This window comes from Marinomonas gallaica, from assembly GCF_001639745.1.
Lineage (GTDB): Bacteria > Pseudomonadota > Gammaproteobacteria > Pseudomonadales > Marinomonadaceae > Marinomonas > Marinomonas gallaica.
Map to the genome: position 1 here is coordinate 20,866 of NZ_LTAX01000029.1, position 12,775 is coordinate 33,640.

Consider the following 12,775-nt stretch of genomic DNA (forward strand, 5'->3'; position numbering starts at 1 on the left):
GAGGCGTTTTCATTGACACGCAGTGGTGCGCTTGAGACAATGTTCTTCTATGTCAGCAATACCCCGCTGACTATCTCTTCTGATGGTGGCAAACAGCCCCTTCCTATACGACTAAAGTATAGTCGTTGCACAAAGTGTTGTGAGTAGAATTTTTACCTACAATACTTCTCCTCGCGATATAAACGCGGGCAGTGTCAAAACTGCGATTTATTGCGTTTGAGTGTTCCTTAATTCCAGGTATCTCATTTGTTTTGCAAACATCGTTTTATCAACTTTTATCTGACCTTAGTATGCGGTTACAATAGTCATACCTAAAGTAGCAGATTGATGAACACTATAGAGGTTAACAAGGTGGAGTTATTATCCGGTGGTGAAATGATCGCCCGCTTCCTTAAAGATGAGGGAGTTGAGTACATATATGGTTATCCAGGTGGTGCAGCATTGCACATTTACGATGCGCTACACCGCCAATCAGACGTCAAACACGTCCTTGTCCGCCACGAGCAAGCCGCTACACACATGGCTGACGGTTATGCGCGTGCGACAGGTAAACCTGGGGTTGTTTTGGTTACCTCTGGTCCTGGTGCAACCAATACGGTAACAGGTATTGCTACAGCCTTCATGGACTCCATCCCTATGGTGGTTATCTGTGGTCAGGTAATGAGTTACTTGATTGGTGAAGATGCCTTTCAAGAAACGGATATGATCGGTGTATCTCGTCCGATTGTGAAGCATAGTTTTTCAGTTAAGCATCCTTCAGAGATTCCGTTGATTCTGAAAAAAGCCTTCCATATTGCGAGCACAGGTCGCCCAGGCCCAGTAGTTGTCGATATCCCTAAAGATATGACAATGCCAAATGAGAAGTTTGAATACAGCTTCCCTGAGTCTGTTTCACTGCGTTCGTACACGCCGCCTACAAAAGGCCACAGTGGACAAATTAAGAAAGCAGTTGATTTATTGTTAGCCGCTAAACGCCCAATGATTTACGCCGGTGGCGGTGTCATTATGGGTGGTGCTTCTGAACAGCTGACTAAACTTGCAAAAGAACTTGGCTACCCAGTGACGAATACCTTGATGGGACTAGGTGGTTACTCTGCGACTGACGATCAGTCCGTGGGGATGTTGGGTATGCATGGCTCTTATGAAGCTAACCAAGCGATGCATCACAGTGATTTGATTTTAGCTATCGGTGCGCGTTTTGATGATCGTGTTACCAATGATCCAGATAAGTTTTGCCCGAGTGCTAAAATTATCCATGTAGACATTGATCCTGCATCCATTTCTAAAACGATTCGTGCCGATGTACCGATTGTTGGGCCTGTAATTCAAGTCCTAGAAGAAATGATGGGGCTGATTGATGATGCCCCAGCTCGAACGAATCAAGATGCAATCGCAAGCTGGTGGAAGCAGATCAATGAATGGCGTCAGGTGCATGGTGGTCGTTACGACACTGCTGGTGACAAGATCAAGCCTCAAGCCGCGGTTGAAGCCTGCTGGCGTGCAACCAATGGTGATGCCTATGTTGCATCAGATGTGGGTCAGCACCAAATGTTTACCGCCCAATACTATAAGTTCTCAAAACCATACCGTTGGATTAACTCTGGTGGTCTTGGCACGATGGGCTTTGGTTTGCCTGCAGCAATGGGCGTTAAAATGAACTTCCCTGAAGAAACTGTTGTTTGTGTAACGGGCGAAGGTAGCATCCAGATGAACATTCAGGAGCTATCCACTTGTCTACAGTACGGTATTCCAGTCAAGATTCTATGCTTGAACAATGGTTCATTGGGGATGGTTCGCCAATGGCAGGATATGAACTATGAAGGTCGTCATTCAAACTCTTACATGGATTCTCTTCCTGAATTCAAAACTTTGATGGATGCCTACCGTCATAAGTACGTAGAAATCCGTACCAAAGACGAATTAGATGCGAAGATGGAAGAAGCGTTCGCAATGACAGATCAGCTTGTATTCATCAACTGTTATGTAGACCCAGAGGAACATGTGTACCCAATGCAAGTGCCACGCGGCTCTATGCGCGATATGTTCCTAAGCAAGACGGAGCGAACTTAAGATGCGACACATTATCTCAGTTTTAATGGAAAACGAGCCGGGTGCTTTGTCGCGTGTTGTTGGTTTGTTCTCGCAACGTAACTTCAACATCGAAACATTGAACGTGGCGCCGACCGATGACCCTACGTTGTCTCGTTTAACGTTGACAACATTTGGCTCTGATCAAGTGGTTGAGCAAATCACAAAACAGTTGAATAAGCTGATTGATGTGGTGAAGCTGGTTGATTTAACGGAAGGTCAGCATATCGAACGTGAAATGATGCTTGTAAAAGTTCGTGCTTCTGGTGCACAGCGTGCTGAAGTCAAACGTACGGTAGATATTTTCCGTGGCAACATCGTTGATATGACGCCATCGATTTACACTATTCAGATTGTGGGCGAGTCAGATAAGCTTGATGGCTTTTTGCATGCTCTGAGTGGTATGCACATTCTTGAAGTCGTGCGTACTGGTGTATCGGGTATCGCTCGTGGTGAAAAAACGCTTTCACTGTAAGGCCTCTAGCTATCATACAGTTTTTAAAAACGCGCTACGGCGCGTTTTTTTATGCCTGAAGAATAAGTACGACTCCCCGTTGATGTGTGATGCTTCTTTACCTGTCGCTGACAAATGCTGAGAAAATAAGTATCCGCTCCTGCATTCAGTGCTTACTAGGAGCAAAAACGTAACCGAACTGTCACCTCTTTCTTTTTCTTTGATAACTGCCATTATCTACTCATCACTTAAGCAAATGAAAAAAGGACGGTCATATGAAAACTTTAACTAACGCATTTACATTCGCTAAAAAAGGTACATTAGCAGCAGCCATTGCAGCGGCTTCAATGACAGCATCAGTAGCTTACGCAGATTACGATGGTGACGGCTGTAGTATGATTGAAAAACAGGAAGTTGCGATGGAGAAAGCAAAGGCTGATAACGATTGGTCTGCCATTGTCGGTGCGCAAATGGAGTTATCTACAGCAAAAACTGAGTGTTGGATCAACAAAAACATGAATGAAGACAACGCTGAAGATAAGTGGAATGACATCAAAGACAGCTTCAATGAAGGTATGGAAGACCTACATGGTGAGTACGATGAGCAAGTAGAAAACGCTAAAGATGCTTATGAAGAAGCCAAAGAAGAAGCCGATACTGATGAGGCTATGGAAGAAGCAAAAGAGACTTATGACGATACAATGGAAAGCATCTCTGAATCGTATAATGAATCTGTTGCAGCCTTGAAAGACAAACTAGGCATCGACGAATAACGATCATTAATTGTTATTCATAATGCGGCCACCTTGTGTGGCCGTTTTTGTGTTCAAGAGCCTGTAAAAGTCGAAATTCATCACGCTACCCGTTAAGCTAAAGCAGTTTTTATCTTAATGGGTATAGATATGGATAGGATTAATTGGAAATTACTCAAAGCACTTGAGTCAAATGGCCGCTTAGGTTACTCAGAGCTTGCTAAGCTTGTCCACCTGTCAGCACCAGCGGTGGCAGAGCGTATTAAGAAGTTGGAAGAGCAAGGTGTAATTACTGGGTATCAAGCCAAGATTAATCTAGAAAATGCGGGCATTCCTATTACAGCTTTGGTTGAGTGTGAAGTGTACCGAACCAAAGAGCGAGAGTTTAAGGACTTGGTTGTAGGCCTTGAAGAAATTTTAGATTGTTACAATGTGACTGGACCTTCTGCTTTTATCTTACGCGTAGCGGTCTCATCAATGTCACGCTTGGATATCTTGCTTGAACGTTTGATTGACTTGAGCGACACGAAAACGATGATGATTCTTTCTCAACCCGTTCAGCGTGGTATGCCGCTCAATATCGAAGAGGTTACCGGCTCGCTTCCCTAGTAGCGTCTATAGCGGTTTCTTTACGTGGCCATTGGCTTACGATCATACCGGTAAAAATGAGTGCGCAGCCAAATAGAGCTCGATCGCTTAGCACTTCTCCCATCAGCCACCAGCCGCCGATGGCTGCAAACACGGCTTCCATTGAGAGTATTAGAGCTGTCGTACTCGGTGTTACCTGTCGTTGTCCTAAGGTTTGAAGGGTGAAGGCAATGCCTGAAGAAGCCACACCAGCATACACTAATGGCCACCAAGCCAGCTCTACTGCAGCAAGTCTAGGTTCTTCTAATGTGAATGCCGTCAGGCTTGCCCAAAACGTTGCGATGGCAAACTGAGCAATGGATAAAGGTAGTGCAGGTAATGATCGTGATAAGTAACTGATTAGCAAGACATGGCAGGTCCAGAATAAAGTGCCCGCTAGTTCTAGTACATCACCTTTATTGATGCTGAGGTTTGGCCCAATGGTTAGGACATAAAAGCCAACTAAAGAGACGGCAATGCCCCCCCAAGTTAATCGGTCAACGGAATGTTTAAACAGTAACCCAACTAAAGGGACTAGTACGATATACATGCTTGTGATGAAGCCTGCGTTACCTGCTGTGGTATACAAAAGTCCGGTTTGCTGAAAGGTAAAACCACAGAAAAGTAAGCTTCCTGCGGCGATACTCCCTTTCAGTAAAGCTTTTGGATCGTAGTCTTGTTTCGTCTTGAAAATGAACAGTAATGGTATCATTGAAAGTGTCGCTAAAAGGAAGCGAACCGCATTAAAAGTATGTGGACCAATGACTTCCATTGCCGTACTTTGCGCAACAAATGCGAATCCCCAAATGCTGGCGGTGAGCCATAAAAATAAGTGCGAAATAGACATGACATACTCGTTTTTTATCGTTAAAGTTGCCGCCTATTTTACGGTCAATAGCGGAATTCAGAACAGTGATATGCCTTCGAATATAAGGTTTGAATCCTTAATAAATAAGGTATTTCTGGGTTCGAGCTTTGGAATATTAAGTCATTCATTGCGAGGTAAGACTTAGAATGGCACTTCAGTTTTGGTTAACGGTTGCTCCGATCTTATTGCTACTATCTTTTGGCCCAGGGCCAAACAACTTTACGGCTATGTATAATGGTATTCGTGTCGGAGCACCAGCCGCGGTTATTGCCGTCATTGGGCGTAATGTAGCGTTCACTATTTTAATGGTGGTTTCCGCATTAGGTCTTGGAGCGGTGATCGTTTCGTCATCGTTTTGGTTTAATGTGGTGAAGTGGTTAGGAGTGGTATATCTGTTATATGTTGGGGTTAAAACATGGATGGCTGCTAAACAAAATTTAAGCTCTATGGAAGAGGAGGGTGTTATTGTTCAACGCTCTCATTTCTCGCGTATGCGCCAAGAGTTTATGATTGCCATCAGTAACCCTAAAGCGGTTTTGATATTTACTGCAATTTTCCCACAATTATTGGATTTGAATGAGCCTGTTGCTATTCAGTTCACTATTATCGGGGCGACGTTTTTAGCAACAGAGTTTATTGCTGCTTTCTTTTATGCTATCGGCGGACGTCAATTACGTCGCATTATCCGTAGTCCAAAGGGGTTGGCAAATTTGAACCGTGGTATGGGTGGGATTTTTGTAGCGGCCAGTGCCTTCTTAGCGACGGCAACTCGTGGGTAACGTTTAGAAAAGTTTTTAAATAGAAAGTAGTAGAAAAAAGAGAGCCATTTGGCTCTCTTTTTTGATGTGTCAATACTGTAAGCAGATTAAGAATGTTCTGCTAGGAACTCTTCGCTCAGGTAAAGTTCTGAGTTACTGTTTACCAACACGCCGCGTTCAAGAATATTACGCGCGATGTCTTTTGCTTCTTCCAGTGAGTGCATCGTGTAAGTGCCGCACTGATATTCGTTTAGCTCAGGAATGTCTTCTTTCGCGGCAACATCGATCACATCTTGCATAGCTGCTTTCCAGCTCTCTGCTACTTTTTCTTCGCCCGGCGTACCGATGAGGCTCATGTAAAAACCTGTACGGCAACCCATTGGTGATAGGTCGATGATTTCTACACCATTACCGTTTAAGTGGTCACGCATAAAACCAGCAAATAAGTGCTCAAGAGTGTGAATGCCTTTTTCAGACAAGATCTCAGCGTTGGGAATGCAAAAACGTAGATCGAAGACTGTGATTGTGTCGCCTTTAGGGGTTTCCATTGTTTTCGCAACGCGTACCGCTGGAGCTTGCATACGTGTGTGATCTACTCGAAAACTGTCTAGTAGTGGCATGTGTGTTCTCTCCTAATATCTCGTTTCAATCGAACCGAGGTGAATGTTCATAGGCTTATTGTACATGAATTTTATCTTCCGGCATGGGAGGATTTTGAATTTTTAAGCTTTCCCAAGCGAAGGCTAATACAAAAACAAGGACTGCAAACAACATGTTTTGTCCGATGAAGACAATCATCATAAGACAGCTAAAGGTTGCTAATACAGCTACCCAGCGAAAGCGTGATTCTAAGGACTTGATTGCGGTAATGCAGGTAAGTGTATAGATCAATAAGAAAGCGCCATTCGTCATTTCAATGAGCCACTCCATTTGAGTTCCAAAAAACTCGACTAATAAGAGTGAGAGTAAACAAGCTAAACCTACTAGACTGACCGCTCTAACAGGCGTTCCTTTGTTTGATAGAATATTAAAATACTGCGGGATCGCACGTTGGCTTGCCATGGATTGCACCATACGAGCAAAACCTAAGATATATGTTCCTACGTTCGAGAACGCGATAATGTAGGCACCCAGTGCAAACCAGCGGCGAGCTTCTTCGCCTAACAGTGAACCGACTAAGAGAGCTAAGGATTGGCTGTTAGTAAATTCATTTCCGTAAACTTTGTATTCTGCAATCATTAGTACCGTAGCGAGATAAAGCATAACGACCAGTGCAATACCGCCAAGCAGCGCGATGGGGAAGTCTCGGCTTGGGTTTTTAAACTCTGCACCCATATGAGCCATGACTTCTATGCCAAGAAAACACCAAAAGATAGTGCCAGTTGCGAGTAATGTTGTTTCTAACTCTGGCCAGCTTTGAGGACGGTTGATAATGTTTGAAGAAAACGGCGCTCCGCTTAGTATAAATAACGCTAGTACGGTGCTGATTAAGCACACCACCACACCGGTTTGAAAGTTGGCGGAGTTTTTCATGCCAGCAATCGAAAACAAGAGCATTCCTATTAAGGTGATAACACTTAATAAAAAGACAGAGCTCTCGGTTAAATTGAGCAATACTGCAAGATACGCCGCTGCGACTTTTATGGCCACTGCAGGGCCCACAAACAAAATGCTCAAAAATAGCCACCCGACTGCTCGTTCAGCTTTTTTCCCTAATACCTTTCCTATGTAATGTGATGCACCACCCGCCGAAGGAAAGCGGCCACCAAGAAAGGCAAAGACAAAGGCAACCGGTACGATAATGGTGGCGGTGATAAGCCATGCATAAAAAGCGAAACTGCCAGCTTGTGCAACGGACATGGCAGGTAGAATCATTAACCCTGTTCCTACAAATGTTGTTACAGTCATGGCCATGCCTTGAAGAGGTCCAAGTGTCCTTTGGTATTGCATACGATAAGTCCTGCTGAAATTGCTTTGATTTTATAGCGTTAAGGATAAAATGAGTGATCAGATAAATCTGCGCACAAACTGACGCCATTTTGCAGCAAAGTGCAGGTTTACCCTACAAACTGTCGGTGTATAAAAAAATAGGCTAATTAATGACGTTAGACCGCTATGACGAAAAAATTCTTGCGTTATTAGTGCAGGATGCACGTTTATCTGTTTCGGATATCAGTAGACAAGTTAATTTGTCACGAACCGCGGTATCCGATCGTATTAAAAGAATGGAAGAGGGTGGCAAAATCACGGGTTATCATGCCCACATTGCTTTGCCTGGTGAGGATTTAATTTCGGCTTACTTGGCGCTGACGTTTAGGCCGCTTTCTTGTGAGCTAGTGCAACCTTACATTGAAAAGATCCCTGAAATAAAAATGGCGCATTCAATCAGTGGCGATATTGATTTGATGTTGTTGGTTCAAGTGACGTCCATGAAGCGTTTACATGATATTCGTTTAGAAATGGACGGCTGGCCAAATATTGATAAAGTGATGACGCATATGTGTTTAGCAACTCGGCTTGATCGGCTTTAATGATGCGTGCAATGTGTAGTGCAGGAGTGGCGTTGTAATTCTCTGATCTTGGTGCTTCAATTAATGAACTGATCATAAAATAATAAGGAGGCGAGTCTGAAAGGACTAGATTTCATCGCACGTTGGCGCAATCGAGAGTTAGCTGCTGATGATCTTTTGATGCTCTCAGGCTTGGCGTTGGTCTGTGGTGTGCTAAGTAGCTTAGCGATGACAGGCATGATTGAGTTGCTGTACTGGCTTTCTTCTACTGTTTTACCTTCCCATAGTGAAAACTATGAAGCGTTATCCCCAACTGTTCGTTTTATTTTACCTGTCCTTGCCTGTGCGGCTTTAACTATCATTTGGTTACTGGTGCCCGCTAAGTTTTTAAAAGTGGGTATTCCATACGTTGTGGAGCGTCTGAATTATCACCAAGGCAATTTGCCACTTATGAATGCTTTCATTCAGTTCGTAGGGGCGTTTATTGGTTTGTTCGGTGGGCTGTCAATTGGTAAAGAAGGGCCGGCAGTGCATATAGGTGCAACATTTGGCAGTATTTTGGCACAGCGATTTCGACTGTCCTATATTGCCGTGGAGACGCTCGTTGCCTGTGGGGTAGCTGGCGCTATTGCTGCGGCTTTTCAAACGCCATTAGCTGGAGTTTTGTTTGCTTACGAAGTGATTTTTCATGAATACCGCTTGCGTTTGGTGCTCCCCGTTTTGTTGTCTTCGGTTGTTGCTACAGCTATTAGTCAGATAATTTTAGGGCGCATTGAGGTGTTTGAGTTAGAGGCGGTGTTTTTGCCACTTTATCAGCTTGATATGCTCGCTGCCTATGCGGTTTTAGCGCTGTGCATCGTGGTTGCCTCAACGTTATTTTATCAAGTCCAAAGAGCGTTGTGGCGCTTAGGAAGTGTTCCTCTTGCCGCTCGCTTTATGACGGTGGGTGTTTTGACCGGTTTGGTTGGTTTGTATTTGCCTCAAGTGTTAGGCGGCGGCTATGACACGTTGAACAGTTTATTGCAGGGCGACATTTTATTTGTGTCTTTATTAGGGTTGGCTTTGGCAAAGGTACTGCTGACCTCCGTTTCAATCGGGCTAGGTATACCAGGTGGTATGGTTGGTCCTACGTTTGTGATTGGCGGTATGCTTGGTGCCCAAGTTTCATTTTGGTTCGACACGCAAATTCCGGTAGCAGCAGAGCTCGCTTTATTTGTTTTATTAGGCATGGCTGGGATGATGGCAACGGTGTTTCAAGCACCGTTGACGGCGATTGTTGCAATGGTGGAAATGACGCATACATCGGTCACTATTGCTCCCGCTATTTTAGTGATTGTTGTGTCTTGTACCGCGGTGCGGTTGTTGTTTAATCAGGATTCTATTTTCGTTGAGCGTTTACATTCCCTAGGTATGGTGTCTGAGTGGAGTCCCGTTCAGAGAGTGTTACGCCAACGTGATGTCCGCAGTGTCGCGAGTAAAGTGAATAATTTTCCTGAATTGCTTCATCTTGAGCGGGTCCGTGATTTAGCTTCGGGTATGATAGACTATGTCTCGATCGAAAAAAGTGGACACCATTTCATTGTTTCCGTGTCTGAAATGGTTGGAAAACTTAAAGAGCTCGATTTAGGCCCTCAACCTTGGTTGATGGTTGAAGGAAATCGACAAGCGATGGATGTTTTGCGTGCGTTACCCGGCACACCTGTGAGCGTTGTGGATTCCTCCCTGTCGTTAGCTGAGCTGCTAAGCTGGTTGCATCGTCATAAGCAACATCAAGTGTTAGTGAGTTTTGTTCAGCAGCAAGAGCTGTGGTTGGTAACATCGCAGCAATTAGATCAAATGTTGTTAAAGGGATAATTATGCTTTGGGTTAAAGCTTTTCATATAATCGCTGTCGTCTGTTGGTTTGCGGCCTTGTTTTATTTGCCAAGGTTGTTTGTTTATCATGCTGACGCCAAAGATCAAGAAAGTATTGAGCGCTTCAAAATTATGGAGAGAAAGCTCTATCGTGGCATTATGACACCTTCTGCAATCGCAACGGTGGTATTCGGTTTTTGGATTGTTTCTTACAATTCTGAGTACTACTTTAGTTCTGGCTGGTTTCACGCCAAGATGTTGCTGGTTGCGATGTTGTTAGGCTACCACCATGCTTGTGGCAGGTTGTTGAAGAAATTTGCTAACAATCAAAATACTCGTAGCCATGTTTTTTATCGATGGTTTAACGAATTTCCAGTTTTAGTTCTCATCGGCGTTGTCATTCTCGTCGTTGTTAGACCGTTTTAATGTTTAGTTTATAGTTGGATCCTATTATGAGTCGTTCAGAAGATTTATATTCTCGCGCCCAAAAACACATTCCTGGTGGTGTAAACTCACCAGTTCGAGCATTTAATGGGGTAGGGGGCTCACCAATCTTTTTTCAAAAAGGAGACGGTGCTTACGTCTACGATGAAGATGGTCAACGTTATATTGATTATGTTGGCTCATGGGGACCAATGATCTTAGGTCATTCACACCCCGATGTTATTAATGCTGTACGCAAGCAGCTTGATTACGGTTTAAGCTTTGGTGCTCCAACCGAAGTTGAAATTACCATGGCGGACAAAGTATGCGAACTTGTACCTTCTATGGACATGGTCCGTATGGTCAACTCTGGTACCGAAGCAACGATGAGTGCGATTCGTTTGTCTCGTGGCTATACTGGACGAGATAAAATCGTAAAATTTGAAGGCTGTTATCATGGTCACTCTGATTCTTTGCTTGTAAAAGCTGGATCGGGTGCTTTGACGTTAGGGGTCCCCAACTCTCCTGGTGTACCAGCAGATCTTGCAAAACATACTATTACACTGCAATACAATGATATTGAAGAAGTGAAATCATGTTTCGCTGAAATCGGCGACCAAATAGCCTGTATTATTGTTGAGCCTGTGGCTGGCAATATGAACTGTATTCCCCCTGTATCGGGTTTCTTGGAAACATTACGTGAAGTGTGTGACGCATCTGGTGCTGTTCTGATCTTTGATGAGGTGATGACAGGTTTTCGCGTTGCATTAGGCGGTGCTCAAGAAAAATTCAAGGTCACGCCTGACCTTACAACATTAGGTAAAGTCATTGGCGCGGGTATGCCCGTGGGAGCTTTTGGCGGCAAGCGTGAAATTATGGAGCAGATCTCACCGCTTGGTCCGGTATATCAAGCTGGTACCTTATCTGGAAACCCTGTTGCTATGGTTGCTGGCCTTGCCGTATTAAATAAAATCAGTGAACCATCTTTCCATGCAGAATTAGAAAGCAAAACGACTAAACTAATGGACGGTATCAAAGCCGCGGCGGATGAGTTAAATGTTCCATTAGTGACCGTGAGTGTTGGTGGTATGTTTGGTTTGTTTTTTACTGATCAAGAGCGAGTGATAACGTTTGCTGACGTACAGAAGTGTGATACGGATAAATTCAAACTATTTTTCCATCACTTACTAGAGGAAGGTGTTTATTTAGCGCCTTCTGCGTATGAGGCTGGCTTTATATCTCAAGCGCATTCAGATGAAGACATTGCATTCACCATTGCTGCGGCGAAACGCGCTTTAGCGAAACTTGTATAGATAGGAGTCCTTAATGAAGGTTGATAATATGCCTGTCGAAGAAACTGAGAAAGATATCCCAAAAGATGAAGTAGACTCAGATACTACTGAATCGAAGTCCACGCAGAAGCAACCACGTCGTGGCGTGTACCTTTTGCCTAACTTATTTACTACAGCGGCTTTGTTTTCAGGGTTCTACTCGATCATTGCGGCAATGGATGGAAACTTCACCCAAGCAGCGGTAGCGATTTTTATCTCAATGGTGCTTGATGGTCTTGATGGTCGCGTGGCGCGTCTAACGCGTACTCAAAGTGCCTTTGGTGCCGAGTATGATTCATTGGCCGATATGGTGTCGTTCGGTATTGCGCCAGCGTTAGTAGCATTTACTTGGGCCTTAGCGCCTCTTGGTAAAGTAGGTTGGATTGCCGCGTTTATTTATGCGGTGGGTGCAGCATTACGTTTGGCTCGATTTAACACTATGATCGGTAGTCAAGATAAGCGTTATTTTACAGGATTACCTAGCCCATCAGCGGCGGCGATTGTGGCTGGCGTTATTTGGGCAGCAGAAAGCGCCGGTGTTGCGGGAGAGCAAATCGCTAGTATCATGGCGTTGCTTGTACCTGTGACTGGTCTGCTAATGGTGAGCAATGTGAAGTACCGCAGCTTTAAGGATCTCAATTTGAAAGGACGTGTTCCTTTTGTTGTGCTACTTATTGCGGTACTAGTATTAGTGCTTATCGCATTAGAGCCCGCATTGGTTTTAGCCGGCGTATTTTGTGCCTACGGATTGTGGGGGTTGCTTGGTATCGTTTTTAAGCAACTGCGCTAACGCCAAATAGCCATACCTTTAAAGCCCGCTGCTTGTATAAGCAGCGGGCTTTTTCGTTTCTAGCGCAATGTTATGAACGATGACGTAATAAAAACGACGGCTAGTTAACTATATAGGTCAAGGTTGATTGATATTTGATCGTTTAGGTGTTTTTTAGTGCGTTTTTTTGATCAAACTGAGCGTTATTTAAAAGAATAGTGCATTTTTATTAATTTAACTCAAAAACCGCTTGCGCTAAAAATTCAGATGCGTATTATACGCCTCCACTGACACGGACAACGCTTCACAACAACGAAGCAGAACGCGTCAGACGCTCTTTAA

General features: G+C 44.1%; 13 protein-coding genes. 10 read left to right on the top strand and 3 right to left on the bottom strand.

Annotated elements, in window-relative coordinates; all coding sequences use genetic code 11:
* Window positions 1-351: 351 nt before the first annotated feature.
* The 4 genes from AYW76_RS17370 to AYW76_RS17385 all read left to right on the top strand — a co-directional run bounded on the left by AYW76_RS17370 (window position 352) and on the right by AYW76_RS17385 (window position 3,903).
* Window positions 352-2,070 carry an acetolactate synthase 3 large subunit gene (locus AYW76_RS17370; RefSeq protein WP_067223552.1) on the top strand — a complete coding sequence of 573 codons (1,719 nt, stop codon included), beginning with the start codon at window positions 352-354 and terminating at the stop codon, window positions 2,068-2,070.
* 1 nt (window position 2,071) lies between these two features.
* A complete protein-coding gene (gene ilvN / locus AYW76_RS17375; protein WP_067030477.1) occupies window positions 2,072-2,563 on the top strand; it encodes an acetolactate synthase small subunit in 492 nt (163 codons plus the stop codon).
* A 254-nt stretch (window positions 2,564-2,817) separates the two neighbouring features.
* Window positions 2,818-3,315 carry a hypothetical protein gene (locus AYW76_RS17380; RefSeq protein WP_067223556.1) on the top strand — a complete coding sequence of 166 codons (498 nt, stop codon included), beginning with the start codon at window positions 2,818-2,820 and terminating at the stop codon, window positions 3,313-3,315.
* 129 nt (window positions 3,316-3,444) lie between these two features.
* On the top strand, window positions 3,445-3,903 hold the full coding sequence (locus tag AYW76_RS17385; RefSeq protein WP_067030469.1) for an Lrp/AsnC family transcriptional regulator: 459 nt from the start codon (window positions 3,445-3,447) through the stop codon (window positions 3,901-3,903).
* On the opposite strand, the gene AYW76_RS17390 is transcribed toward AYW76_RS17385, so the two are convergent.
* Window positions 3,884-4,768, bottom strand: a complete 885-nt coding sequence (locus tag AYW76_RS17390; RefSeq protein ID WP_067223559.1) for a DMT family transporter — start codon at window positions 4,766-4,768, stop codon at window positions 3,884-3,886. The two genes, AYW76_RS17385 and AYW76_RS17390, sit on opposite strands and share 20 nt — an antisense overlap.
* Before the next feature lie 167 nt (window positions 4,769-4,935).
* Here AYW76_RS17390 and AYW76_RS17395 point away from each other — a divergent pair, with 167 nt between their 5' ends.
* On the top strand, window positions 4,936-5,568 hold the full coding sequence (locus AYW76_RS17395) for a LysE family translocator (protein WP_067223562.1): 633 nt from the start codon (window positions 4,936-4,938) through the stop codon (window positions 5,566-5,568).
* An 86-nt stretch (window positions 5,569-5,654) separates the two neighbouring features.
* On the opposite strand, the gene luxS is transcribed toward AYW76_RS17395, so the two are convergent.
* A complete protein-coding gene (gene luxS / locus AYW76_RS17400; protein WP_067223566.1) occupies window positions 5,655-6,167 on the bottom strand; it encodes an S-ribosylhomocysteine lyase in 513 nt (170 codons plus the stop codon).
* A gap of 55 nt (window positions 6,168-6,222) precedes the next feature.
* The gene (yjeH, locus tag AYW76_RS17405; protein WP_067223568.1) at window positions 6,223-7,497 is read right to left on the bottom strand and encodes an L-methionine/branched-chain amino acid transporter; all 1,275 of its coding nucleotides are present in this window, start codon (window positions 7,495-7,497) and stop codon (window positions 6,223-6,225) included.
* 149 nt (window positions 7,498-7,646) lie between these two features.
* Between yjeH and AYW76_RS17410 the strand changes: the two genes are divergently transcribed.
* From AYW76_RS17410 to pssA, 5 genes are all read left to right on the top strand, one after another.
* Window positions 7,647-8,078, top strand: coding sequence for an Lrp/AsnC family transcriptional regulator (locus AYW76_RS17410; RefSeq protein ID WP_067030453.1), 432 nt, complete (start codon window positions 7,647-7,649; stop codon window positions 8,076-8,078).
* A 159-nt stretch (window positions 8,079-8,237) separates the two neighbouring features.
* Window positions 8,238-9,911, top strand: coding sequence for a chloride channel protein (locus AYW76_RS17415; RefSeq protein ID WP_082866295.1), 1,674 nt, complete (start codon window positions 8,238-8,240; stop codon window positions 9,909-9,911).
* Window positions 9,912-9,913: 2 nt separating this feature from the next.
* Window positions 9,914-10,336, top strand: coding sequence for a protoporphyrinogen oxidase HemJ (gene hemJ, locus AYW76_RS17420; protein WP_067030444.1), 423 nt, complete (start codon window positions 9,914-9,916; stop codon window positions 10,334-10,336).
* A gap of 26 nt (window positions 10,337-10,362) precedes the next feature.
* Window positions 10,363-11,646 (top strand): glutamate-1-semialdehyde 2,1-aminomutase, encoded by a 1,284-nt coding sequence (gene hemL / locus AYW76_RS17425; protein ID WP_067223574.1) that lies wholly within the window; start codon window positions 10,363-10,365, stop codon window positions 11,644-11,646.
* Between the two features lie 13 nt (window positions 11,647-11,659).
* Window positions 11,660-12,454 carry a CDP-diacylglycerol--serine O-phosphatidyltransferase gene (gene pssA / locus AYW76_RS17430; protein WP_231872649.1) on the top strand — a complete coding sequence of 265 codons (795 nt, stop codon included), beginning with the start codon at window positions 11,660-11,662 and terminating at the stop codon, window positions 12,452-12,454.
* Window positions 12,455-12,775 lie beyond the last annotated feature (321 nt).

Excerpts from the sequence above, each read along its gene's own strand:
- ilvN (WP_067030477.1), top strand. The coding sequence starts at position 2,072 with ATGCGACACATTATCTCAGTTTTAATGGAAAACGAGCCGGGTGCTTTG.
- AYW76_RS17380 (WP_067223556.1), top strand. The coding sequence starts at position 2,818 with ATGAAAACTTTAACTAACGCATTTACATTCGCTAAAAAAGGTACATTA.
- AYW76_RS17385 (WP_067030469.1), top strand. The coding sequence starts at position 3,445 with ATGGATAGGATTAATTGGAAATTACTCAAAGCACTTGAGTCAAATGGC.
- AYW76_RS17390 (WP_067223559.1), bottom strand. The coding sequence starts at position 4,768 with ATGTCTATTTCGCACTTATTTTTATGGCTCACCGCCAGCATTTGGGGA.
- AYW76_RS17395 (WP_067223562.1), top strand. The coding sequence starts at position 4,936 with ATGGCACTTCAGTTTTGGTTAACGGTTGCTCCGATCTTATTGCTACTA.
- luxS (WP_067223566.1), bottom strand. The coding sequence starts at position 6,167 with ATGCCACTACTAGACAGTTTTCGAGTAGATCACACACGTATGCAAGCT.
- yjeH (WP_067223568.1), bottom strand. The coding sequence starts at position 7,497 with ATGCAATACCAAAGGACACTTGGACCTCTTCAAGGCATGGCCATGACT.
- AYW76_RS17410 (WP_067030453.1), top strand. The coding sequence starts at position 7,647 with ATGACGTTAGACCGCTATGACGAAAAAATTCTTGCGTTATTAGTGCAG.
- AYW76_RS17415 (WP_082866295.1), top strand. The coding sequence starts at position 8,238 with ATGCTCTCAGGCTTGGCGTTGGTCTGTGGTGTGCTAAGTAGCTTAGCG.
- hemJ (WP_067030444.1), top strand. The coding sequence starts at position 9,914 with ATGCTTTGGGTTAAAGCTTTTCATATAATCGCTGTCGTCTGTTGGTTT.
- hemL (WP_067223574.1), top strand. The coding sequence starts at position 10,363 with ATGAGTCGTTCAGAAGATTTATATTCTCGCGCCCAAAAACACATTCCT.
- pssA (WP_231872649.1), top strand. The coding sequence starts at position 11,660 with ATGAAGGTTGATAATATGCCTGTCGAAGAAACTGAGAAAGATATCCCA.